Genomic DNA, 24,163 nt, shown 5'->3' with positions numbered 1-24,163 from the left:
CGATCATGACGCTGACCGATGTGCTGGTCCGGGCCGCGGCCGAAGCCCCCGATCAGGGCATCGTCCACGTCGGCGGGGACGACCGGTTCACCGCGTTCGCCGAACTGCACGCCGACGCCCTCCGCGTCGCCGGGGGCCTCCGCGCGGCCGGGCTCACCACCGGCGACCCGCTGCCGGTGATCGCCGACGACAGCGCCGACTTCCTCGGGCTCTTCTGGGGAGCGGTGTACGCGGGCGTCGTACCGGTGCCCCTGCCGCCGGAACCGCACCGCCTGGCCGCCGTCTGGCGTCACCTGGACCGCCCGCCAGTGGCGGGCGACGTCGCCACGCCCGGCGCGGCACTGCTCTCCGCGCGCGACCTCCGCGACGCGTCCCCGCTTTCCACCCCCGTTCCGGTACGCGCGGACGACCTCGCCTTCCTCCAGTTCTCCTCCGGCAGCACCGGCACCCCGAAAGGTGTCGAACTGACCCACGCCAACGTGGTCGCCAACCTCGCCCAGGCCACCCGGGCCGGGTCGGTGACCGCCGACGACGTGGTCGTCACCTGGATGCCCTACTTCCACGACATGGGCCTGATCGGCACCCACCTGGCCCCGCTCCACGCCCGCAGCCGCCAGATCCGGATCAGCCCGCTGGCCTTCGCGAAACGCCCCGAGACGTGGCTGCGCGAGACGGCCCGCCACCGGGGCACCGTGCTGTCCGCGGCCAACTTCGCCCTGGCCCTGGTCAACCGCCGGGTGCCGGACTCCGTCCTCGACGAACTCGACCTGAGCAGCGTCCGCCTCCTCATGGTCGGCGCCGAACCCATCTCCCCGGCCGTCTGGCGCACCTTCGCGGCGCGGCTCGGCCGGGCGGGCCTCGCCCCCGGGGCCATGCAACCGGTGTACGGCCTGGCCGAGGCCACCGTCGCCGTCACCTGCCCGCCCCTCGGCGTCCCCGCCGTCCCGCTGCGGCTCAGCCGGGCCGCCCTCTCCCGCGGCGTCGCCCTCCCTCTCCCCGAAACCCCACCCGCCGCGTCCGCGCCGGGCGCGCCCTCCGCCGCGACGGCCGATGACAGCGGGCGGACCGTCGTCGAGCTGATGGACGTCGGGTTCCCGATGCACGGATGCGAGCTGCGGATCGTCGGCGACGAGGGCGACGAACTGGAGGAATGCCTGGTCGGCCACGTTCAGGTACGCGGCCCGAACGTCAGCCGCGGCTATCACCGGGACGAGGAAGCCACGGCGGCGGCGCGCGACGGATCCTGGCTGCGTACCGGTGATCTCGGTTTCCTGCGCGGCGGGCGTCTCGTCGTGACCGGACGGCACAAGGACGTGCTGTTCGTGAACGGGCGGACCTTCCACGCCGCTGACCTGGAGGAGGTCGCGGCCGCGACCCCCGGTCTGAATCCCGGCCCGATCGCCGTCGTCGGCGTGACCGACCCGGCCGAGGGTCGCGAGCAGGTCGTGGTGTTCCTGTCCGCGCCGTCCGTCCGGGCCGACACCGCGCTCACCGCTCAGGTCCGGGCCCGGGTGGCCGAGGCCCTGGCCTACGACGGCGTTCGCGCGGAGGTCGTGCCGAACGGCGCTTTCGCCCGCACCACCAGCGGAAAACTGCGACGTCAGGCCCTCCGCGACCGCATCACCCACGCCGCGCCGGCCTCGGCCTCCCCGGCCGCACCCCAGGTTTCGCCACCGAAGCCGGCGCTGCCGTCCGAGCCGGCGCCTTCGTCCGGGTCTGCGCTGTCGTCCGCCCCGGCGCCTTCGTCCCGGCCGGCTGTGGAGGCGCTCGTCCGTGCCGTGTGGGCGCGGGTACTGCGTGTCCCGGCGGAGACCATCGGGCCGGACGACCGTTTCCTGGCGATCGGCGGATCCTCGCTGGCGGCCATGGAAGTGCTGGCCGGGCTGGAGGACGTGCTCGGCCGGACCCTCGACCCGGCGACGTTGCGTGACTGCGCCACGGTGCCCGCACTCGCCGACCGCCTGCTCCGGCACTCCGTCGTCGAGGCCGGACCAGCGGCGCCGACCGGCCACGGAGCGGACCGGCTCGCGGTGATCGGGATGGCGTGCCGGTTCCCGGACGCGGACACGCCCGAGCAGTTCTGGGCGAACCTGCTCGACGGACGCGACAGCGTCACCCCGGTGAACCGGTGGGCCGGCGACGGCCACGGAGCGTTCCTCGACGATCCGGCCCTGTTCGACGCCGGATATTTCGGAATCGACGACCAGGAGGCGCGGCTGCTCGACCCGCACGCCCGGATCTTCCTGGAACTGGCCCACGAGGCACTCGAACGCGCCGGATACGCCGGACCGCGCCGCCGGGGACGCCGGATCGGGGTCTTCGCGGCCGTCGGCGAAAGCGGCTACCCCGAACTGATGACCGGCGCCGGCGGCCCGCACGCGCTCACCGGCACCCTGCGCAACCTGATCGCCGCCCGCGTCTCCCACCTGCTCGACCTGCGCGGGCCCGCACTCGCCGTGGACACCGCCTGTTCCTCGGCGCTGGTCGCCCTGCACCTGGCCCGCCTCAGCCTGGCCGCCGGCGACTGCGACATCGCCGTCGTCGGCGGCGTCAACCTCAACCTGACGGCCACCGGCGAGACCCTGCTCGGCGACGCCCGGGCACTGTCGCCGACCGGCCGGTGCCGGGCGTTCGCGGCGGACGCCGACGGGTTCGTGCCGGGCGAGGGCGGTGCCGCGCTGGTCCTGAGCCGTCTCGCCGACGCGCACGACGACCGGGTCCTGGCCGTCGTGTGCGGAACCGCGGTCAACAACGACGGCCGTTCGCTGAGCCTGATGGCCCCGAACCCGCTGCTCCAGCAGGAGGTGATCGCCGACGCCTACCGCAACAGCGGCATCGACCCGGACGACGTCACCTATGTGGAGGCGCACGGCACCGGCACCCCGGTCGGCGACCCGATCGAGGCCCGGTCGCTCGCCCACGCCTTCCCGCCCCGCGGCGACGGCCGCCCCCGCCTGGTCGGCTCGGTCAAGACCAACATCGGCCACCTGCTCAACGTGGCGGGCCTGCCCGCGCTGGTGAAGGTGATCCTCGCCCTCCAGCACCGGGAGATCCCCCCGTCACTGCACCACGACCGCCCGTCCCCACGTTTCGACCTGTCCGCGGCCGGCTTCGAGGTGGCCACCACCCGCCGCCCGTGGACCGGCCCGCTGGTCGCCGGCGTCAACGGTTTCGGCTTCGGCGGCACGAACGCCCACGTCATCCTCGCCGCCCCCGTCCCGCACCACTCCCAGCCTCTCGCGCCCGCCGCTCCCGCTCCGGGCGACTTCCAGCCTCTCGCGCCCGCCGCACCCGGGCCACGGCTGCTCACGCTGTCGGCGCGATCGGTGGGCGGGCTTCGGGCGGCGGCCGCCGAACTAGCGGCCCACCTGAGGGCGCATCCCGGGCTACCCATCGGCGACGTCTGTGCCACCGCCTCCAGCGCACGGGACGAGGGGGCGTACCGAATCGCGATGGTGACCGGAAGTGATCTCGCCGAGCGACTGGCCGCAGTGGAGCCCGGCCCGCCGCTGGGCCGGCCCGCCCGGGTGGCGTTCCTCTTCGGCGGCCAGGGCACGCAGCGTCCCGGCCAGGGCGCGGAACTCTACGCGACCGCCCCGGTCTTCCGCGCCGTCCTCGACGAGGTGTCGGCCGCGGCCGGGCCGATCGCCGGCCGAACCCTGACCGACTGGTGCACCGACCCGAACGTCCCCGCCGCCGAACTCGCCCGCACCGAGGTCACCCAACCGCTGGTCGTCGCGTTCGCCGTCGCGCAGGCCGCCCAACTCGCCGCCTACGGGATCCGGCCGGACGCGGTCACCGGCCACAGCGTCGGCGAGTTCGCCGCGGCCGTCTCCACGGGCCGGTTGACCGCCGTGGAAGCCGTCGTCCTGGCCGCCGAACGCGGCCGTCTCACCGCCGAACTGTCCGAACCGGGCGCGATGCTCGCCCGCCTCGCCCCGAGCGCCCGGCCGACCACGATCCCGCAGGTCAGCACGGTGACGGGGGAGTGGGGCGCGGCCTTCGACGCCGCCTACCCGGCGGATCACGCGGTGCGGCCGGTGCGTTTCGCGGCGGCGGTCGGCCGGCTTCGCGCGGCCGGCTACGACACCATGGTCGAGTTGGGTGCTTCGGTCACTCTCTCTCCTTTCGTATGGGAAAGCGCCGCCCCACACGCCGCCCCCGACGACGACGCCGCCACCCCGCAGCCCGACCTCGACGCGGCCGCGGTCCCGCACGTCGGTCTCGACGCGGTCGCCGTCCTGCACGCCGGCCTTGACGCGTCCGCCGTCCTGACCACCGCCGGACAGTTGTGGCTGCGCGGCGCCGCACTCGACCGCACCCACCTCGACGCCGGAACCCGCCGGGTCGACCTTCCCACCTACCCGTTCCAGCGGCGCCGCTACTGGGCGGCCGACCCACCGTCACCCACCCTCGCAACCCCCGCCTGGGCCCCAACCCCACCCCCAGCCGCTCCCACCCAGCCGTCTCCCGGCGCTGTCTCCTCACCCCCGAAGCCGCCCTCAGCCCGAGGCGGGGTATCGGTCGTCGTAGCCGAAGGCGGTGCGACGGCGGACGCACTGCGGGCGATCACCGCCGTCCCCTCCGCGGCGAGTCTGCTTCTGATCACCCGGGACCTCTACGCCACCGGGGCGGAACGCCCGAACCCGGAACACGCGGTATGGGCCGGGCTGGCGATGGCGTTCGCCGACGAGAACCCCCGTGCCGGGGTACGGATCGTGGACCTCTGCTCGGACGACCCGCCGCGGGACCAGCGCGCCGCCGTAGACCGGGAGACGGCCGCACCACCGGCCGCCGGACCCGCGGAGATCGTCGCCTGGCGGGGTGGACGGCGACTGGCCAGGGTGTTCACCCCGGCGCGGGCGGGCGAGCCGATGATCCCACCGCCGGACGGAAGCTATCTCATCATCGGTGGGGCCGGGGCGGTCGGCGCGGAGATCGCCCGGCACCTGGCCAGGCGGCCGGCCACCGGATCCGCGCATCGGGAACGCCGCGGGCCGAGGCTGCTCCTCGCGGGCCGGTCCGCCGAGCCACAGGCGCTTCTGGACGAACTGCGGGAGCTCGGCGCGCGGGCCGAATACCGTACGGCGGACCTGACCGTCCCCGCCGACGTGGCCGAGCTGGTAGCCGGGCGGGAGTTCGACCTGGTCGTGCAGGCGGCCGGGGTGGTCCGGCCGGGCAGCCTGCGCGCGAAGACCCCGGACGAGGTGGCCGCCGGCCTGGCCGCCAAGATGGACGGTACCCGCCTGCTCCTGCAAGCCCTGGGCGATCGCCGTCCGCCGGTGGTGGCCCTGTCCTCGGTCTCGGCGGTGATTCCCGGGCTGGCCGGCGCACTCGGCGACTACGTCGCGGGCAACCTCTACCTGGACGCCCTGGCCGCCGCCGAGACGACCGCCGGCCGGCGTTTCGTATCGGTGAATCTCCCACCGCTGACGGGCGGCGGTCTGGCCACGAGCCACGGCCTGTCCGCCGGTGCCGGCCTGCCGATCGAGCAACTTCCGGAAACCCTCTGGGAGGCGATGGCACTCGGCACCGCCCAGGTTCTGGTCACCCCGGCGCCGAGAACGCACCGCAACCCGAACCCGCCATCCAGCACCGAGCCGGTCACGCATAGATCAATTCAAAACCAGGAGGGGTACGCCCAAAGCACACCACCCTGGCCCGGCGAGATGTCGGCAGCCGACGGCACGGAGCACGCTCTGCCGTGGCGCGGTGGGGTGCCGGGTACCGGGGGCGCGGCAGCCGCACGGGTGTGGTCCGGCGACGCGTTCGGAGCGGGGCGCGTGGAAGGTGGGGTGACCGGACCGGACCGGGACGAACTCGTCGCGGTGGTGCGGGAGCTTCTGGCCGCGCCGCTGGGGCGGGAGCCGGAGACGATCGGGACCGATGAGCCGTTCCTGGCGCTCGGGCTGGACTCGCTCACCGCCGTCGACCTGGTCAAGGATCTGGAGCGGCGGCTGGGCCGGACCCTGTCCACGACGCTGTTCTTCGAGAACCGGACCATCGACGAACTGACGGCACGTCTCGCGGGGCCGGTGGAATTCCCGTTCAGTCCGGTGCAGCGAGCCTTCGTCACCACCGGGCGGCTGTATCCGGAGGTGCCCGCCTACGCATATGTGCGGCAGACCCTGCGCGGGCCGGTCGACGCGGAACGGCTGGGCCTGGCCTTCGCCGAGCTGGAGCGGCGGCATCCGATGCTGCGGGTGCGGTTCGGGCCGGACGGCCAGCACTTCACACCACCCGGCTCCGGGCGACCGAAATGGTTCACGGTCACCGACCTGTCCGAGGCCAGCGACGGTGCCGGCAGCGGGACCGGCGGTGAGGCCGGAGCGGCGACTGACGCAGGCGCGGGCGTCGGCGGAGAGGTGATGGCCGGTGGTGGGGACGTGGTGGCGGGACTTCGGGCGGTACTGGAGAGGGTGGACGCCGGGCTGCGGAATCGGCCGTTCGATCTCGGGCGGGAGGCGCCGGTTCGGGCGTTGCTCGCGGTGGAGAGCGCGGAGCGGGCGCATGTGATTCTGGTGGTGCACCATGCGGCCGCGGATGGGTACAGCATTGCCGTTCTCGGGGATGAGCTGTGGGAACTCTACGGTGGGGAAGCGGTCGCGGCGGCGCCGCCGGCCACCTTCGCCGATCATGAGGTACGGCGGGATGGGCCGCTCGTGCAGGACCTCGCCTATTGGCGGGACGCGCTCGCCGGGTATCCGCGACTGGCCCTGCCGTTCGACGGGGATGCGGATGGGGAGCCACGGGGTGCTTACGCCGTACACCAGAAGGTTTTGGAAGAGGCACTCAGCCGACGCCTGACCGTGCGGGCCCGGGAAGCGGGGGTGTCCGTCTTTCATCTTCTCCTGGCTGGATATGTCCGGTGTCTGGCGCGGTGGAGTGGGCAGTCGGCGGTTCCGGTATCGGTGGCGCGGGCCGGGCGGGCCGCGCGGCTGGCGGGTGTGGAGCGGATGGTGGGGCCGTTCGCGGACAGCCTGCCGGTGCTCGCCGAGGTGCGTGCCGGGGAGCCGGCGGCCGAACTGGCGGCGCGACTGCGGGACGTCTGGCTCGACGCCGAGCGGCACGGATCGGTGTCAACCGTGGATCTGGCCCGGATGCTGGCAGCGGACGGTGCCGGGCCACGAACGGCGAGCCCGGCCGGTTTCAGCTTCGCACGGTTCCCGAACGCGGGCGTCACCGGAGCGAACGTGGTCGCCGTGACGGCCGGCAGCGCGTCGGCGGCCACCCGGCTCGGCCTGGTCTGCTTCGAGTCGCGGGGCGCGCTGCACTTCTCCTGGAACTACCCGGAGACCCTGTTCGAGGCGGCCACCGTGGAACGCCTCGCCACGGAGCACCTGGCGGAGATCACAGCCATAGCGGAGGCGGCGGGTTCGGGGTCGATCGCGGTGCGGATTCGGGCGCAGTGCGCGCGTACCCCTGAGGGAATCGCCGTGTTGAGTGACGGCGCGCCGCTCAGCTATCGGGAGCTGGACCTTGCGTCGGACCGGCTTGCCGGGCGGCTCGCGGAGACCGGGGCGCGGCGGATCGGCCTGCTCACCGGCCCTGGCGCGGACACCGTGATCGGGCTGGTCGGCATTCTGAAAGCCGGTGCGGCCTGGGTGCCGCTGGACGGCTCGCATCCGCCCGCCCGGCTGGCCGGCCAGCTCACCCGGGCCGGGGCGGACGTCGTGGTCTGTGGCGCGGAGCACCGGACGATGCTCGACGGGTACACGTTCACGCTGGTGGACGTCGGCGAGAGCGGATCGGCACCGGGCCGGGACGTCGAGCCGGGCGACACCGCGTACGTCATCTTCACCTCGGGGTCGACCGGCCGCCCGAAGGGCGTGGCCGTCACGCACCGCTCGATGACGAACTACCTGGACTGGTCGATCGCGACCTTCGGCTACCGCGCGGGCGACCGGCTCGCGCAGACCGCGTCCATCTGCTTCGACGCGTCGGTGCGGCAGTTGCTCGCGCCGCTGCTGACCGGGGCTACCGTCGTTGCCTGGGACCGGGACACGGTCCGCGATCCCGAACTGCTCGTGGACCGGCTCGCCCGGGACCGGGTGACGGTCTGGAGCTCGGTGCCGACGCTGTGGGAGCGGCTGCTGACCGCCGCCGAGAAGAGCACCGCCGACCTGCGGCTGCGCTGGGTGCACGTCGGCGGTGAGGAACTGTCGCCGGCGCACGTGCGGCGATGGTTCGACCGGTTCGGGCCGGAGCAGCGGATCACCAACCTGTACGGCCCCACCGAGACGACGATCAACGCCACCTGGCATCCGATCACCTCACGGCCCGCCGGCGACGCCACCCACCTGCCGATCGGGCGGCCGGTCGGCGGGGCGGTCGTCGAGGTGATCGGCGAGGACGGGCGGCCGTGCCGCGACGGTGTGGTCGGTGAGCTGTACATCGGCGGGACCGGGCTGGCCGACGGCTATCTCGACGACCCGGAGCAGACGGCCGCGGTGTTCGTGGAGCGGGACGGGCGGCGCTGGTACCGCAGCGGCGACCGGGCGGTCCGCGACGCCGACGGGCTGCTGTGGTTCCGCGGGCGGGTCGACGACCAGGTGAAACTGCACGGGTACCGGGTCGAGCCGGGCGAGGTCGAGGCGGTGCTGCGGGCGCATCCGGCGGTGGACCGGGCGGCGGTACGGGTCGAGAGCGGCCGCCTGCTCGCCTGGGTACGGTCGACGGTCTCCGGTGACGAGTTGCGTTCCCATTTGAGTGGGCTGCTTCCGGCGTACCTCGTACCGTCCCGAATCGAGGTGATGGCCGACCTGCCACTCACCGCGACCGGCAAGATCGACCGGGCGTCGCTGGCCCGGACGGCGAGCCCGCCGCCGGTCACCGGCACCGAACGCCTGCTCGCGTCCCTCTGGGAGAAGCAGCTCGGCGTCACACCGGTCGGCCGCGACGACGACTTCTTCGCCCTCGGCGGCGACTCGATCGGGGTGCTCGAGCTTTTCGCGAGCCTGGCGGAACACCGGGCCTCACTGCCGCGACCCACGGTCGTCTACCGATGTCGTACGGTCGCCGCGCTCGCTTCCGCGCTGGACGAGATCGCCCTCGAACCCGCCACACCCGGAGCCGTTCTCGTTTCGGGTGGCGGGGCTGTCGTACCGGGGGATGTTTCCGTTCCGGGCGCCGGGGCTGTTGTAGCGGGGGATGTTTCCGTTCCGGGCGCCGGGGCCGTCGTACCGAGAGATGCTTCTGTTCCGGACGGCGGGGCTGTCGTGTCTGGAGCCGCTTTCGTTTCGAGGTTTGGGGCCGTCGCGGACGGACCGGGCGGGGACTTTCCGGTCAGCCTCACACAGCGCGGGTTTCTGCTCGCGGACGCGGTCGGTGCGGCGTCGACCTGGCTGGCCGCGCCGCGCGTGCACGGGCCGCTCGGCCTCGACCGGTTCCAGCGTGCCGTGGACGTGCTGGTGGCGCGGCATCCGATGCTACGGACCGTGTTCCCCCGCGATGCCCGGCCGCCGGTGCAGCGGGAACTTCCGTTCGCCCGCCTGACCGTCGGCTACCAGGCGGAACCGCGGGCGCTCGACGAGGAACTGGCGGCCGAGCGGGAACACCGGTTCGATCCGGCGGAATGGCCGCTCGTGCGGTTGCGGCTGCTCCGATACGGGCCGGAGGAGCACGTCCTGCTGGTGCACGCGCACCATCTGATCGGTGACGGGTACAGCACCGCACTCCTGATGCGGGAACTGCTGGCCCTCTACGACGGGGAGGAGTTGACGCCGCTGCGCGCGACCTTCCGCGACTACGTCGGACATCTGCGTGGTGTGCCGCTGGAGACCGTGCCCGGTGACGGTGGGCGGATCAGCACCGGGGGAGCGATCGTCACCACCGGTTTCACGATCGGCGCGGCCGAGGTGGCGGGGTTGCGAGAACGCGCCGCCGCGGTCGGGGCCACGCCGTTCGTGCCGGTGCTCACGGCATATCACCGGGCGCTCGCCCTGACCACCGGCGGGCTCGATCCAGTGTTCGATCGGCCCGACCCAGTGACCCTCACCGACCCAGTGACCCTCCCCGACCCAGTGACCCTCCCCGACCCAGTGACCCTCCCCGACCCAGTGACCCTCACCGACTTCTCAGTGGCTGTTCCTGACTCGGTGGCTGTTCCTGACTCGGTGGCTGTCCGCGACTCGGTGGCTGTCCCCGATTCAGTGACGGACTCCGGCCTGTTGACGGAACCCGGCCTGGCGATTCGCCCCGACCTGGTGATCGGTGTGGCGGTGACCGGTCGCGATCACGCCGTACCGGATCTGGTCCGGATCTTCGGGCCGTGCGCGACGGCCGTTGCGGTCCGTCCCGGCGCGGATGCCGGATTCGCCGAGGTGGCCGCCGCCGTCGACGATGCCCGGACGCGGATGTTCACCGCGCCGCACGGCTGGCGATACTTCTTCACCCACCTGGATTTCGGAGCGCTCGGTGACCTGTCGGGCCGCACTCTGCAGGTGTCCTGGGACGACGACGCGGACGCCGAACTCGCCCTCCCGCCGGGCACGGACGTGCTGCTGGCGGTGCGCCCGACACGGAACGGCGCGCTGCGCCTGACCCTCCGCTCCCGGCTCCCCGCCGACGAGGTGGCGCGCCTGACGGCCGAGCTTACCGCCGCCCTGACCGCTCGCCCCGCCGCCGATCTTGGACGTTCGGCCACCGTGGGCGGTGGGGATGCGTCCACGATTGCGGAGTGGGTGGGGCTGGATGCCGCACTTGTCGGCTATCTGCCCGCGCCGGGGCACCTTGCCGCAATGGCAACGGCACTTCCGGAGGAGATCCGGCGGATCCTGCCGACGCTGGACCGGGAGACGATCCGGGACACCCTCTTTCCGGGCCGCCGCCCCCGGCTGCTGGAGATCGTCGACACCCCGCTGGGTAGATCCGGGTTCCTTGCGCTGCCCCGGTTCGCCGACGAGCTCACCCACCCCGGGCTGGCCGAAGACGCCGCCACCGCCGCGGACCTGGCGGCCGCCCACGGCGCGCGCACCGTCTCTCTGGCGGGCATGATCCCGGCGCACACCGGGTACGGCGGGGCGCTCACGCCGTACCTCCGCTCGGGAGTCGGCCTGACCACCGGCCATGCGGTGACCGCCGCTTCGGTCGTGCGCACGACGGTGGCCGCGGTGGCCGCGCAGGGCCGGATGACGAGCGGCCGGAAGTTGAGCGGCCGGAAGTTGAGCGGCCGGAAGTTGAGCGGCCGGAAGTTGAGCGGCCGGAAGTTGAGCGAATGCACCGTCGCGATCCTAGGAGTCGGTTCCATAGGAACGTCGTCACTACGACTGCTGTTGACCGAAGAGGATCATCGTCCGGCGAGGCTGATCCTGTGCGATCTGCCGTCCGCCGTGACCCGTCTCGCGGAGCTGGCCGACACCCTGGACGTGCCCACGTCGATCGTGCTGAGCCCGGAAGGTGTCTACCCGGCGGACGTCATCGTGGCCGCCACCAGCGGCGGCCCGGGCACCCTGGACGTCGACCGGCTGCGGCCCGGCACGATCCTGGTCGACGACTCGTTCCCGCACTGCTTCGACACCGGCCGGGCGCTGGCCCGGATGCGGGAGCGTGGCGACGTGCTGATCGTGGGCGGTGGGCTGCTCGACTGCGGGGAGATCCGCCAGACGGTGGCGGAGGGCCTGCCCGCGGTCGCCGTCCAGCTGCCGGGTGCGATCGCGTCCTGCCGGCTGGAGTCGCTGCTGCACGCGGCACGCCCGGAGTTGCCGCTGGTCACCGGCCCGGTCACGGCCGAGCTGGCGGCCGCCTACCGGAGCGCGCTGGACGAGGCCGGGATCCGGGCGGCCCCACTGCACCTACTGGATCAGCGCCTGTGAGACGAGGAGCGACGCCGTCACCGGATCAGCGGCTCGACGCCGAAGGCGACGTCGAGGCGGTAGCGCTCCCCCGCGTACCGGGACTCGCTCAGCTCCAACGGCCGCTCGTTCTGGTCGAGGATCAACCGCTCCTCGACCAGCAGGGCCGACCCGACCGGCACACCCAGCTCCCGAGCATCCTCCCCGGTGGCCGACTGCGCGCCGATCGTCGCCGTACCCCGAACGGGGGTGTGTCCGAGTTTGACCAGCGCCTCGTGCACCGACAGCGACAGGTCGGCGTCCAGCAGTCCTGGGATGACGCCCGGGTAGATGGCCCGCTCGTACGCGATCGGCTCGTCGTCGGCGAATCGCACACGGTGTATCGCGTACACATCCCCGCGGCGTAGCCGCAAGCGCGTCGCCTCGAGTGCGGTGGGCGGCCGCAGCTCGGCGACCACCACCTTGGCCCAGGGGCGTTTGCCCTGTTTGCGGATCTCCTCGCTGAGCCGGATGAGGTGATCGGCGCGGCGCGGCCCGCTGGGCACCGCGACGAACGTGCCGCGGCCCGGGGCCCGGTAGACGAGGCCGTCGTTGACCAGTTGGGTGACCGCGGCGCGGGCGGTCATCCGGCTGACGCCGTGTTCGCGGGCGAGTTCGGGTTCGGACGGCAGCGGGTCGTGCGGCCGGGACTTGGCGATGAGCGCGCGCAGCGACTGTTCGATGCGGAAGTAGCGTGGCGCGAAATCGGGATCCCCGGACATGCCGATCACCATACCGATGCGCCGAACCTGTCTAGACAGCTACCTGTCTAGACAGCTACTGTTCGGTGCCATGAATTTCACCGTGCCGCAGATCGCCAAGATGATCGACCACTCCATCCTCCGCCCCGAGTTCACCCTCGAGGACCTGCGTGAAGGCTGCGCGGTCGCCAAGAAGTACGACGTCGCCTCGGTGTGCGTCCGCCCGTGTGACGTGACCGTCGCCGTCGACCTGCTGCGCGGCACGAACGTCGCGGTCGGCACGGTGGTCGGATTCCCGCACGGCGCCACCCCCACCGGGATGAAGATCGCCGAGACCGAGCTGGCCGTCCACCAGGGCGCGTCCGAGATCGACATGGTCCTCAACATCGGGTGGCTGCGCTCCGGCGACATCGCCGCCGTCGAGCACGAGATCGGCCTCGTGGTGAAGGCCGCCGGCGCCGCCCACGTCAAGGTCATCCTCGAGACGGCGTACCTCACCGACGAGGAGAAACTGGCCGCCTGCTGGGCCGCCGAGCGGGCCGGCGCGGCCTTCGTGAAGACCTCCACCGGCTTCGCGCCCCAGGGCGCCACCATCGACGACCTCGCGCTGATGCGCTCGGCCGTTTCGGCGAAGGTGCAGGTCAAGGCATCCGGCGGGGTGCGGACCCTGGACGCGATGATCGCGATGGCCGGCGTCGGCGTGACGCGTTTCGGCACGTCGGCGACAGCCGAGATCCTGCAGGACCTGGCCCGTCGCCAGGTTTCGGTCGCGGGTGGCCGGGCCTGATTCTTCTTCGGTACGGAGTGAGCGTTCCCGATCTCCGCTCCGTACTACCGGACGACGGTCCCCCGGATCGTCCCGGCCGACGACAGGCCCCCCGCCGTCGGGCCGGAGACGACCGGCCGGCTGTTCACGGTCCCCCGCCGTGGACAGCCGGCCGCGGCGGCGTCCGTATGCTGATCCGATGCTGCAGCGGTACGACGAGCGCAACGCGGACATCGTCTACTGGGTCAACGGCGAGCTGTTGCACCGTGACCAGCCCGGACTGTCCCCCTTCGACTCGGTGGTCCAGGGTGGCGACGCGGTCTGGGAGGGTCTGCGCCTCTACCGGGGAGCGATCTTCGGCCTCGCCGCGCATCTGTCCCGGCTGCGCCGTTCAGCGTGTGCGCTGAACTTCACCGACATCCCGTCCGACGACACGATCATCGACGCGATCACCCGGACGCTGCGGGCCAACGAGATGTCGGACGGCGTACACATCAGGCTCACCCTGACCCGTGGGGTGAAGGTGACCAGCGGCATGGACCCGCGGCTCAACACCGCCGGCCCGACGCTGATCGTGCTGGCCGAGCACAAGCCCCCGGTCTACGACACCGGCGGCCTGACCCTGGCCACCTCCAGCATCCGCCGCCCATCGCCGGACGTCCTCGACCCGAAGATCCACCACAACAACCTGCTGAACTCGATCCTCGCCAAGATCGAGGCGAACGCGGCCGGCGCCGACGACGCCCTCATGCTCGACCAGCGCGGTTTCGTCGCCGAGACCAACGCCACCCACCTGTTCGCGGTGACCGGCGGTGCCCTGATCACCCCGACCACGGCCGCCTGCCCGGAGGGCATCACCCGCCAGACCGTCCTCGACCTGGCCGGGCAGCACGGCATTCCGGCCACCGTCCGCGACATCTCCCTGACCGAGATGTACGCCGCGAGCGAGGTCTTCTGCACCGGCACCATGGGCGAGATCGCGGCCGTGACGACCATCGACGGCCGCGTCATCGGCTCCGGCGGGGTCGGCCCGCTCACCGCCCGCATCGCCAAGCTCTACCAGCACCACGCCGCCGCCCACGGCACCCGCCTGGTCCGGGCCCTCACCTAACCACCCTCCGGGGCGTGCCCGTCTTCAGACGACTGCACTGTGGCCGACCATGTCCGGCTGGTCGTGGGTGCTCTCTCGAAGCGCCTTGAGACAGCACCCACGACCAGCCGGAACAAGACCAGCCGCCATCCGGATTGTCCCCTCTCCGGCGGGGGTGCTCTCTGTCCGCGTGGTCTCCGGTTCGTGCCGCTTCCGGTTCGTGCCGCTTCCGGTTCGCGCCGCTTCCGGTTCGCGCCGCTTCCGGTTCGCGCCGCTTCCGGTTCGCGCCGCTTCCGGTTCGTGCCGCTTCCGGTTCGTGCCGCTTCCGGTTCGTGCCGCTTCCGGTTCGTGCCGCTTCCGGTTCGTGCCGCTTGCGCTCTTCCTCGCGCGATCTTGGACGTTTCGCCACCGATTTCGGCGGTGAAGCGTCCAAGATCGCGGAGGTTGGCGTGGCACCTGCGGGACAACTGTGGATCTTGGGAGGTGGGCCACCGGATCCGGTGGTGAAACGTCCAAGATCGCGGGAGTGCGGGGTGGGCGCGTGGGTCAGTGGGGGCGGGCGGCGGCTAGTTCCTCGTAGTACGGGCGGGCTGCGTCGACCAGTGGGTGCAGGTGGGGCGGGACGTCGGCGGGGGCAGGGTCGTAGGGGGTGAAGCCGGTGGAGGCGTGCACGGAGGCGTACCAATGTGGCGCCCACACGCCGTCGGTGGGACGCGGGCCCGGTGCCCAGGTCAGCATCGCCGGGTCGAAGGCGAAGCCGAGGCCCGCACAGAGATTCCGCAGCGTGCCCTCCGGGTCGCGGAGCACGTCGGCCGCGTCGACCACCGGGCCGCCGAAGGCGCGGAAGATCTCCCGCTGCTGCGGATAGCCGAGGTCCTCGAGCGTGGGGGTGCCGCGCACCTTCGCGTAGGAGGCGACCACCCGCTCCGGTTCGCGGATCAGGAAGGCGTGCCGGAGCCCGGCCAGCCAGTCCCGGCCGATCCCCGGCAGCAGGTGGTGCGTCATGTGTTTCTGGTAGAAGACGGCCGGCTCGCCGGGTAGCGGCCCGGTCAGCCATCGGGCAACGTCCTGCCAGCGGGTCGGTTGCGCGGCCAGGATCTCATCCCGGCCGGGGTGATCGAGACCGGTCTCCGCCAGGTAGTGGGCGTAGAGCGGCTCGTCGGCGACCACGGTGTCGGCGCGGGAGCCGAAACTGCGCATCATCGCCGTCGAGATGTTGCGGGGACCCGACCACATCGCCACGCGGATCGTCATCCCCACATGTTCACATCTGTTACGGCTCGGCGGGGTGGGTGGCGGCGGGGAGTGGGCCGGTGGTTTGGGGGCGATGCGGTGGGTGGCGGCGGGGAGTGGGCCGGTGGTTTGGGGGCGATGCGGTGGGTGGCGGCGGGGAAGGGGTCGGTGGTTTGGGCTGGATGCGGTGAGTGGCGGTGAGGAGGGGTCCGGTGGTTGCGGCTCGGTTGGGTGAGTGGTGGTGGGTTACGGGCCGGTGGGGTCCTTTGTGCCGACCGCGACCGGGCCCACCCACCTCAGGTCGGGGACGTTGACGACGATCGCGTCCTGTGTGGTGCGGGAGATCACCACGACGGCCTCGTTCTCCGGGTCGGGGTTCTCCTCGCGGTGCGGCACCCACGGCGGTACGTAGATGTAGTCGCCGGGCTTGGTGTCGACCCGGATCTCGCCGTGCTCGTCGTCCAGGAAGACGAACGATGGGTTGCCGCTGACCACGTAGATCGCGGTCTCCGAGGCGCCGTGGTGGTGGTTGCCGGAGGCGGTGCTCGCGGCCACGTGGGTCTGTCCCATCCAGAGGTTGCGGCTGCCCACGGTGGTGCCGCTGATCGCCTCGGCGCGGCGCATCCCGCTGGTCTGTGCGGTGTCGGGGTGCAGTGCGTGGGACGCGATGTGATGCAGCCTGCGGTGGAACGGGTCCTCGTCGCTCATGCCCGCATCCTGAGCCGTCCACCTTCCAGATGTCAACGTGAACCTATCGGTTTACTAGGATATGGGAACCGTGTTGACGCGACCGCCGGTCGGGGCGCAACGTCGGTGGTGCCGGCCGGGCAGTGCGTGACCTCGGGCATCACACGCTGGGCGGACCGGTCGAGTGGCGATGGGGCCGCTCCTGATTTGATCTTCGTGCACCAGCAAGATGGAGGCCCGTCATGACCTTGCAGACGACCGCACCGACCGGCGCCGTGGACGCCGACCTCTTCCGGCAGCTGCTCCGCCGCCACGCCGCGGCGGTCGTGGTGATCACCGCTCCCGGCGAGCCGGCCACCGGCTTCACCGCCACCTCCTTCACCTCGGTCTCGCTGGACCCGCCGCTGGTCTCGTTCTGCCTGGCCCGGACGGCTTCGGCGTGGCCGGCCGTCGAGGCGGCGGACACCGTCGCCGTGCACGTGCTCGGCCAGGAGCAGGAGCACGTGGCCCGGACCTTCTCCGCCCGGGGGATCGACCGCCTCGCCGAGCACGGCGCCTGGCGGCCGGGCCCGGACGGGGTGCCCCTGCTCGACGGGGTGCTGGCCCGGCTGGTCTGCCGGGTCGTCGACCGGGTCCGGGCCGGCGACCACACGATCGTGCTGGCCAGCCCGCTCGACGGCGAGCACGGGCTGGGCGAGTCGGAGACGCCGCTGGTCTATCACGCCGGGCGGTACGCCGAGCTGCGTCACGCCGACTGACCTGGTCGTCGGCCGGTCAGCCGGCGACCGTGAGGATCCTGGTCAGGCTGACCTGGTCGTCGGCCGGTCAGCCGGTGACCGTGAGGATCCTGGTCAGGCTGACCGGGTTGCCGGCCGGTCAGCCGGTGACCGTGAGGATCCTGGTCAGGCTGACCGGGTTGCCGGCCGGTCAGCCGGTGACCGTGAGGATCCTGGTCAGGCTGACCTGGTCGCCGGCCCGTCAGCCGGTGACCGTGAGGATTCTGGTCAGCGGTGGCGGCGCCCTCGACCAGTTCCGGTGGCAGGCCGCGGCGCGGCCAGACCGACAGTTCCAGGGGCTCCGGCGGCGGCAGATCGTCGCGGGCCCGCGCTGTCCGGCCCGGCGGGCGCGCACGTCGCGCCGTCCGTGTGCCCGGCCTGCCGCTATGACGCGGGCGGGCGACCACGAGAACCGTTACGTGTGCGCTGGTCGGCGCGAACGAGCCGGGGGAACGGACAGCGGACCGATCGACCAGCAGGGTCAGCACTGAGAGCCAGCCGTTGTCCCGGCTCAGCCGGCGTCGTGCCAGAGGTAGGCGGCCAGGCCCAGAGCGGCCAGGGCGATCACGATGCGCAGCGGGCGTTCCGGGGTGCGGCGGACCAGGGACGGGCCGATCCAGCTGCCGACCAGGCAGCCGGCGCCGAGCAGCAGGGCGGCGGTCCAGTGGACCGGGGCGACCACCGCGTACAGGACGGCGGCGGCCGCGTTCGACGCGCACAGCACGACGCTCTTCACGGCGTTGCTCACGGCGAGCGGTTCGACCACCGACATCGACAGGACGGCCAGCATGAGTACGCCGGCGGCCGCCCCGAAGTAGCCGCCGTAGACGCCGATCAGGAACACCGCGAGGCCCAGCGGCGGTTGGGCGAACCGGGCCTTCGGACGGGTGTACCAGCCGCGCAGCCGGTCGCGCAGCAGCAGCACCAGCGCGGCCAGGACGATCAGCAGCGGCACGATCCGTTCGAACACGCTGGACGTGGTGTTCATCAGCAGGATCGCGCCGGCCGTGCCGCCGAGCAGCGCGTAGCCGCTCTGCCGCAGGATCCGTCGCCCCTGCCCGCGCAGCTCCACCCGGGAACCGGCGGCCGAACCGGCGCCGCTGGCGAGCAGCCCCACCGAGTTCGTCACGTTCGCGGCGATCGGCGGGAGCCCCACGGCCAGCAGGGTCGGATAGCTGATCAGTGAGGCCAGGCCGGCCATCGACCCGGTCAGCCCGGATCCGACACCGCCGGCCAGCAGCAGAGCCGCATGATCCAATCGCACTCTCAGAGTCTCGCCCGGAACACTCCGTCGATTCGTCGCGGAATGCTGTCGTATCCGTCACGTAGTTCCGCGGGGAGCAGGTCGGTGGGCGCGTCCTGCCAGGTCACCGGGCGCAGGAAGCGGCGGATCGCGGTGGCGCCGACCGAGGTGTGCTGGGTGTTGGTGGCCGGCCACGGACCGCCGTGGTGCTGGGCCCAGGCGACGGCCACGCCGGTGGGGTAGCCGTCGAAGATGAGCCGGCCGGTGTGCGGCCGGAAGCGGCGGGCCAGCTCTGCGGGCAGGGCCGTCTCCCCGGGCCCGCGGTGCACGGTAGCGGTGAGCGAGGGCGGCAGCGTGGCGATCGCCGCGAGCAGGTCCTCCTCGCCGGTGTAGCGGGCGATCACCGAGACCGGCCCGAAGCGTTCCCCGGTGGCCTCCGGCGGAAGGTCGCCGGCCTCGGCGGTGAACAGCATCGGCGTGCCCCGCCGAGCGTCGCCGCCGCCGTCGGTGGCGGTGCTGTGCTGGTAGGCGGCGGCGATGCCGGCGTTGAGCATCACCATCGGGGCCATCTCGGCGATCGCGGCCTGAGCCGCGGCCACCACGGCGTCGCCGTCCGGGCCGGCAGGGACGAACGCGAGGCCGGGTTTCGTGCAGAACTGACCGGCCCCGAGGGTGAACGAGGCGGCGAACTCGGCTCCGATCCGCCCGGCGCGGTCGGCGGCCGCGGCGGGCGTGACCACGACCGGGTTGAGGCTGCTCAGCTCCCCGTAGAACGGGATCGGCTCGGGCCGCTTCTCGATCACCGCGAGCAGGGCTTTGGCCCCGGCCACCGAGCCGGTGAAGCCGACCGCCCGGATCGCCGGGTGTGCGGCCAGGTCGGCGCCCGCCCGCAACCCGTGCACGATGCCGAACGTGCCGGCGGGCGCGCCGGCCTTGGCGGCGGCCGCGGCCAGGATCTCGCAGCAGAGCTGCGAGGTGGCCGGATGCGAGTGGTGGGCCTTGAGAACGACCGGGCTTCCGGCCGCGATGGCCGAGGCGGTGTCGCCGCCCGGAACCGAGAAGGCGAGTGGGAAGTTGCTGGCTCCGAAGACCGCGACCGGCCCGACCGGTACGAGCATCCGCCGCAGATCCGGCCGCGGCCCCATCGGCGTATCCCCGGCGTGGTCGACGGCCGCCTCCAGGTAGCCGCCGTCGCGTAGCACCTCCCCGAACAGCCGGAGCTGGTAGCAGGTGCGGGTCAGTTCGCCGTTGAGCCGAGCCGCCCCGAGCGCCGTCTCCCGGTCGGCGACCGCGACGATCCGTTCCCGGTGTTCCTCCAGCGCCGTGGCCAGATCGTCGAGCAGGGCGGCCCGCCCGTCGCGGCCCATCTCCTCGAGCGGCCCGGCGGCGGCGAGCGCGGCCGCGCAGATCTCGTCCACCCGGGCGGTTCCGGTCTCCTTGGCGGCGATCTCGACGGTCTTGCCGGTGCGCGGGTCGATGCTGGGCACGGTGGTCACGCGGGTCCTCCGATGTCGGCGCGGTCGACGGTCCACTTCCGGGCCTGGCCACTGATGGTGACGCCCAGCCCGGGGCGGGCGGACAGGTGGATGCGCCCGTCGCGGATCTCCAGGCGCTCCTCGAAGAGTGGGTGCAGCCAGTCGAAGTGCTCGATCCACGGCTCGTGCGGGTAGGCCGCCGCGAGGTGGGCGTGGATCTCCATGGCGAAGTGCGGCGCCATGATCAGGTTGGCGTGTTCGGCGAGGGCGGCCAGCCGCAGGAACTGGGTGATGCCGCCGATGCGCGGGGCGTCGGGCTGGATGATGTCGACGGCGCCGTGCCGGATCAGCTCGTGGTGTTCGGCCACACTGGTCAGCATCTCACCGGAGGCGACCGCGGTGTCCAGTGTGCGGGCCAGCGCGGCGTGGCCCTCGGCGTCGTACGCGTCCAGCGGCTCCTCGATCCAGACCAGCCCGAACTCCTCCAGGGCGCGGCCCATCCGTTGTGCCGTCGGCCGGTCCCACTGCTGGTTGGCGTCCACCATCAGCGGAACTTCGTCGCCGAGGTGTTCGCGCACCGCCCGTACCCGGGAAAGGTCTGTGGCGCCCGAAGGGTGTCCGACTTTGATCTTGATGCCGCCGATCCCCGCGCCGAGCGACCGGGTGGCGTTGTCGAGGATCTGCTCTATCGGCTCGTGCAGGAACCCGCCCGAGGTGTCGTAGCAGCGGATCGAGTCGCGGTGCGCGCCGAGCAGCTTCGCCAGCGGGAGCCCGGCCCGTTTCGCCTTGAGATCCCAGAGCGCCACGTCGATCGCGGCGATGGCCTGGGTAGCGGCGCCGCTGCGGCCCACCGACGCCCCGGCCCAGACGAGTTTGGTCCAGAGCCGTTGGATGTCGCTGGGATCCTCGCCGATCAGGTCCGGCGCGACCTCCCGCGCGTGCGCGAACTGGGCCGGGCCACCGGCCCGCTTGCTGTAGCCGAAACCCACCCCCTCGCAACCCTCGGCGGTACGGATCTCGGCGAACAGGAAGGCGACCTCGGTCATCGGCCGTTGCCGTCCGGTGAGCACCTTGGCGTCGCTGATCGCGTGCTGGAGCGGCAGCGTGACGGAGGAGAGGGTGAGGCCGATGATGGCGTCAGGCATGGGTCACCGAACCAGACAGGGGCGCTTGCGGTCGAAGCGCCAGCCGGGAATGAGGTACTGCATGGCCGCGGCGTCGTCGCGGCCGCTGAGCCCCCGGGACAGGTAGAGCTCGTGGGCGGCGGCAAGCGCCTCCCGGTCCAGTTCGACACCGAGGCCGGGCGTGGACGGCACGGTGATGGCGCCGTCGCGGATCGGCAACGGCTCGCGGGTCAGTCGCTGCCCGTCCTGCCAGATCCAGTGCGTGTCGAGGGCGGTGATCTCGCCGGGTGCGGCCGCGCCGACGTGCGTGAACATGGCGAGCGAGATGTCGAAGTGGTTGTTGGAGTGCGAGCCCCAGGTGAGCCCGAAGTCGTGGCAGAGCTGCGCCACGCGTACCGAGCCGCGCATGGTCCAGAAGTGCGGGTCGGCGAGCGGGATGTCGACGGCGTTCGCGCGGACGGCGTGGGCCATCTGCCGCCAGTCGGTGGCGATCATGTTGGTGGCGGTGCGCAGGCCGGTGGCGCGGCGGAACTCGGCCATCGTCTCCCGCCCGGACATCTCGCCCTCGGCGCCGACCGGATCCTCGGCGTAGGCCAGCACACCGCCCAGGTCCTCGCAGAGGCGGACGGCGTCGGCGAGCAGCCAGCCGCCGTTCGGGTCCAGGGTGATCCGGGCGCGGGGGAACCGTTCGGCGAGGGCGTGCACCGCCTCGATCTCCCGTTCGCCGGGGAACACGCCGCCCTTGAGTTTGAAGTCGCCGAAGCCGTACCGGGCCTGGGCCGCCTCGGCGAGGGCCACGATGGACGACGGGGTGAGCGCGGGGGTGCGGCGTAGCCGTTCCCAGTCGTCGGCCGGGCTGCTCTCACGCAGGTAGGGCAGGTCGGTGCGGGACGTGTCGCCGATGTAGAACAGGTAGCCGAGCACCGGCACGCGGTCCCGCTGCCTGCCTTCGCCGAGCAGTTCCGCGACCGGCACCCCGAGGTGCTGGCCGAGCAGGTCGAGCAGCGCCGACTCCAGGGCGGTCACCGCGTGGACGGTGACGCGCAGGTCGTACGTCTGATGTCCTCGCCCTGGGGAATCCTGGCCGGCGTGGACCTGCGCGAAGCCGCGCAGCAGCGAGGCGTATTCCGCGACCGGCCGGCCGGTCAGCAGCTCACCGGCGGATGCGAGAGTGCGCCGGATGGCCTCACCGCCGGGGACTTCGCCCACGCCGATGCGTCCCTCGCTGTCGGTGAGGATCACGACGGTACGGGTGAAGCACGGCCCGTGGGCGCCGCTGAGGTTGAGCAGCATGCTGTCGTGCCCGGCGACCGGGACGACCTCGATCCGCTCGACGGTGGGTCTCATGTGCGCACCTTGTCGATGAGCCGGGTGAGGTCGGCGCGTTCGTCGGCGGTCAGGTCGGTCAGCGGTGGCCGCACCCGGCCGCCGTCGCGCCCGACCGCGGTGAGCCCGGCCTTGATGATGGAGACCGCATAGCCGCGGGCCCGGTCCCGGATGTCCAGGTAGGGGATCACGAAGTCGTTGAGCATCCCGTAGACGGCGGCCCGGTCCTGGGCGCGCACCGCGGAGTGGAAGCGCAGCGCGAACCCGGGCAGGAAGTTGTACAGCGCCGACGAGTAGGTGCTCACCCCGAGCTGGAGCAGCGGCAGCGCGAACGTCTCGGCGGTGGGCAACCCGCCGATGTAGATCAGCCGGTCGCCGACCCTCGCGTACGTCCGGGTCATCCGCTCGATGTCGCCGACGCCGTCCTTCAGGCCGACCAGTGTCGGGTTGCGGTCGGCCAGTTCGGCGACGGTCACGTCCTCGAGCACGGCGTTGGCCCGGCTGTAGACGATCACACCGAGCCGGGTGGCCCGGCACACCGCCTCCACGTGCGCGACGATCCCGGCCTGGCTGGCCTCGGTCAGGTACGGCGGGAACAGCAGGATCCCGGCGGCGCCGGCGGCCTCGGCGGCGCGGGCCTCGGCGACCGCCTGCGCGGTGCCGCCGGTGGCCGGGGCGACCACCGGCACGTCCGCGCCCACCTCGTCGACCGCGGTCCGTACCACGGTGTCGATCTCGGCGCTGGTCAGCGAGAAGCCCTCGCCGGTGCCACCGGCGGCGAACAGTCCGGCGACGCCGTGGCTCGCCTGCCACGCGAGGTGCTCCCGGTAGCGGGGCTCATCGAAGGCGAGATCGTCGTCGAAGTGGGTGACGGGGAACGACAGCAGGCCCGAGGCCAGCCGGGCGGCCAGGTCGAGAGGGGGAAAGTGGGTCACCCGGTCACCGTAGGAACGGACGGTGATGCCTGTCCAAGAGTGTTTCGGCATCGATTGATACCCCTAGAGCATCGCATTCTCCAGGGCGCCCAGCACCCGGACCAGTGCCGGATTGTGCGACCGGCGCGGCCACAGCAGGTGCAGCTCGACCGGCTCGGCGATCGGCGTGGCGATCGGCAGGAACGCCACAGCCGGCACCCCGACCAGGCGCGCCGACGCCGGCACGAACGCCACACCGCGCCCGGCCGACACCAGCCACAGCATCGTCATCACCTGGCTGACGCTGTGCACCACCCGCTCCTGGGCCAGCGGCACCATGCTCACCACCAGGTCGTAGAAGTACCGCGCCTTCTGCTGGGAGTGGAAGATCAGCGGCTCGGTGGCCAGGTCGGCCGGGACCACGGCCCGGTCCAGCCCGGCCAGCGGGTGTTCCTCGTGGACCGCCAGCAGCAGCGCCTCCCGGTGCAGCAGCCGGGACTCGAACAGCTCCGGGTCGAACGGCGGGCGGGCCAGGCCCAGGTCGATGTCCTCGCCGGTCAGGGCGTCGATCTGTTCCCGGGTGACCATCTCGTACAGCTCCAGGTGCACCTCGGGCAGCTGTGACTCCAGCTCGTTGAGCAGCCGGCCCAGGATGCCGAACGTGGACGCCGAGGTGAACGCCATCCGGACCAGGCCGCGGAACCCGGACGACACCCGCTGGGCCAGTGCCGGCGCGGCCTCGGCGATGCTCAGGATCCGCCGCGCCTCGGCCAGGAACGCGTGCCCGGCCGGGGTCAGCATGACCCGGCGGGTGTCCCGCTCCAGCAGTTGCGCGCCGACGGCCGCCTCCAGTTTCTGGATCTGCCTGCTCAGCGGCGGCTGGGTCATCCGCAGCCGGGCCGCCGCCCGGCCGAAGTGCAGCTCCTCCGCCACCGCCACGAGACCACGCAGCTGCTCCAGCGTGTACGTCATGCCGAAAAGGTATCAGTCAATGCAC

14 protein-coding genes are annotated in these 24,163 nt (G+C 72.5%); 5 read left to right on the top strand and 9 right to left on the bottom strand.

The genetic code is table 11. From position 1 onward, the window contains the following. Positions 1 to 5 precede the first annotated feature (5 nt). Positions 6 to 11,813, top strand: a complete 11,808-nt coding sequence (locus KZ829_RS33570; RefSeq protein ID WP_220147857.1) for a non-ribosomal peptide synthetase/type I polyketide synthase — start codon at positions 6 to 8, stop codon at positions 11,811 to 11,813. Between the two features lie 17 nt (positions 11,814 to 11,830). Here the strand turns inward: KZ829_RS33570 and KZ829_RS33565 are convergent, their stop codons facing one another. After that, entirely contained in the window at positions 11,831 to 12,553 is a 723-nt protein-coding gene (locus KZ829_RS33565; protein WP_220147856.1) for a GntR family transcriptional regulator, read from the bottom strand. A 70-nt stretch (positions 12,554 to 12,623) separates the two neighbouring features. Between KZ829_RS33565 and deoC the strand changes: the two genes are divergently transcribed. Further along, the gene (gene deoC, locus KZ829_RS33560) at positions 12,624 to 13,319 is read left to right on the top strand and encodes a deoxyribose-phosphate aldolase (RefSeq protein ID WP_220147855.1); all 696 of its coding nucleotides are present in this window, start codon (positions 12,624 to 12,626) and stop codon (positions 13,317 to 13,319) included. 178 nt (positions 13,320 to 13,497) lie between these two features. After that, positions 13,498 to 14,409: an aminotransferase class IV gene (locus KZ829_RS33555; RefSeq protein WP_220147854.1), complete on the top strand. Its 912-nt coding sequence runs from the start codon at positions 13,498 to 13,500 to the stop codon at positions 14,407 to 14,409. Between the two features lie 525 nt (positions 14,410 to 14,934). Here the strand turns inward: KZ829_RS33555 and KZ829_RS33550 are convergent. Together KZ829_RS33550 and KZ829_RS33545 are read right to left on the bottom strand one after the other, a co-directional pair. Further along, on the bottom strand, positions 14,935 to 15,642 hold the full coding sequence (locus tag KZ829_RS33550) for a sulfotransferase-like domain-containing protein (protein ID WP_220147853.1): 708 nt from the start codon (positions 15,640 to 15,642) through the stop codon (positions 14,935 to 14,937). 225 nt (positions 15,643 to 15,867) lie between these two features. Next, positions 15,868 to 16,329 (bottom strand): cupin domain-containing protein, encoded by a 462-nt coding sequence (locus tag KZ829_RS33545; protein WP_220147852.1) that lies wholly within the window; start codon positions 16,327 to 16,329, stop codon positions 15,868 to 15,870. Between the two features lie 221 nt (positions 16,330 to 16,550). Between KZ829_RS33545 and KZ829_RS33540 the strand changes: the two genes are divergently transcribed. Both KZ829_RS33540 and KZ829_RS33535 read left to right on the top strand, forming a co-directional pair. Further along, positions 16,551 to 17,066, top strand: a complete 516-nt coding sequence (locus KZ829_RS33540) for a flavin reductase family protein (protein ID WP_188122158.1) — start codon at positions 16,551 to 16,553, stop codon at positions 17,064 to 17,066. Positions 17,067 to 17,095: 29 nt separating this feature from the next. Continuing rightward, on the top strand, positions 17,096 to 17,575 hold the full coding sequence (locus tag KZ829_RS33535; protein ID WP_220147851.1) for a hypothetical protein: 480 nt from the start codon (positions 17,096 to 17,098) through the stop codon (positions 17,573 to 17,575). 20 nt (positions 17,576 to 17,595) lie between these two features. On the opposite strand, the gene KZ829_RS33530 is transcribed toward KZ829_RS33535, so the two are convergent. The 6 genes from KZ829_RS33530 to KZ829_RS33505 form a co-directional block, all read right to left on the bottom strand. Then, positions 17,596 to 18,348, bottom strand: coding sequence for a sulfite exporter TauE/SafE family protein (locus KZ829_RS33530; protein ID WP_220147850.1), 753 nt, complete (start codon positions 18,346 to 18,348; stop codon positions 17,596 to 17,598). Between the two features lie 2 nt (positions 18,349 to 18,350). Continuing rightward, positions 18,351 to 19,823, bottom strand: a complete 1,473-nt coding sequence (locus KZ829_RS33525; RefSeq protein ID WP_220147849.1) for an aldehyde dehydrogenase family protein — start codon at positions 19,821 to 19,823, stop codon at positions 18,351 to 18,353. Beyond that, positions 19,820 to 20,947: an L-talarate/galactarate dehydratase gene (locus tag KZ829_RS33520; RefSeq protein ID WP_220147848.1), complete on the bottom strand. Its 1,128-nt coding sequence runs from the start codon at positions 20,945 to 20,947 to the stop codon at positions 19,820 to 19,822. The genes KZ829_RS33525 and KZ829_RS33520 overlap by 4 nt, the downstream gene beginning before the upstream one ends. A gap of 3 nt (positions 20,948 to 20,950) precedes the next feature. Further along, entirely contained in the window at positions 20,951 to 22,273 is a 1,323-nt protein-coding gene (locus tag KZ829_RS33515) for an enolase C-terminal domain-like protein (RefSeq protein WP_220147847.1), read from the bottom strand. Beyond that, on the bottom strand, positions 22,270 to 23,187 hold the full coding sequence (kdgD, locus tag KZ829_RS33510) for a 5-dehydro-4-deoxyglucarate dehydratase (protein ID WP_220147846.1): 918 nt from the start codon (positions 23,185 to 23,187) through the stop codon (positions 22,270 to 22,272). The genes KZ829_RS33515 and kdgD overlap by 4 nt, the downstream gene beginning before the upstream one ends. 63 nt (positions 23,188 to 23,250) lie before the next feature. Beyond that, positions 23,251 to 24,138, bottom strand: coding sequence for a LysR family transcriptional regulator (locus KZ829_RS33505; protein ID WP_220147845.1), 888 nt, complete (start codon positions 24,136 to 24,138; stop codon positions 23,251 to 23,253). Between the last annotated feature and the right edge of the window lie 25 nt (positions 24,139 to 24,163).

The sequence above is a fragment of the Actinoplanes hulinensis genome (assembly GCF_019429605.1).
Taxonomy (GTDB): Bacteria; Actinomycetota; Actinomycetes; order Mycobacteriales; family Micromonosporaceae; genus Actinoplanes; species Actinoplanes campanulatus.
The sequence above is the reverse complement of the archived record's forward strand: the minus strand, read 5'-3'. Positions and strand labels throughout refer to the sequence as shown.

Coding starts and splice junctions, on each gene's coding strand:
- KZ829_RS33570 (WP_220147857.1), top strand. CDS start 6: ATGACGCTGACCGATGTGCTGGTCCGGGCCGCGGCCGAAGCCCCCGAT.
- KZ829_RS33565 (WP_220147856.1), bottom strand. CDS start 12,553: ATGTCCGGGGATCCCGATTTCGCGCCACGCTACTTCCGCATCGAACAG.
- deoC (WP_220147855.1), top strand. CDS start 12,624: ATGAATTTCACCGTGCCGCAGATCGCCAAGATGATCGACCACTCCATC.
- KZ829_RS33555 (WP_220147854.1), top strand. CDS start 13,498: ATGCTGCAGCGGTACGACGAGCGCAACGCGGACATCGTCTACTGGGTC.
- KZ829_RS33550 (WP_220147853.1), bottom strand. CDS start 15,642: ATGACGATCCGCGTGGCGATGTGGTCGGGTCCCCGCAACATCTCGACG.
- KZ829_RS33545 (WP_220147852.1), bottom strand. CDS start 16,329: ATGAGCGACGAGGACCCGTTCCACCGCAGGCTGCATCACATCGCGTCC.
- KZ829_RS33540 (WP_188122158.1), top strand. CDS start 16,551: ATGACCTTGCAGACGACCGCACCGACCGGCGCCGTGGACGCCGACCTC.
- KZ829_RS33520 (WP_220147848.1), bottom strand. CDS start 20,947: ATGCCTGACGCCATCATCGGCCTCACCCTCTCCTCCGTCACGCTGCCG.
- KZ829_RS33515 (WP_220147847.1), bottom strand. CDS start 22,273: ATGAGACCCACCGTCGAGCGGATCGAGGTCGTCCCGGTCGCCGGGCAC.
- KZ829_RS33505 (WP_220147845.1), bottom strand. CDS start 24,138: ATGACGTACACGCTGGAGCAGCTGCGTGGTCTCGTGGCGGTGGCGGAG.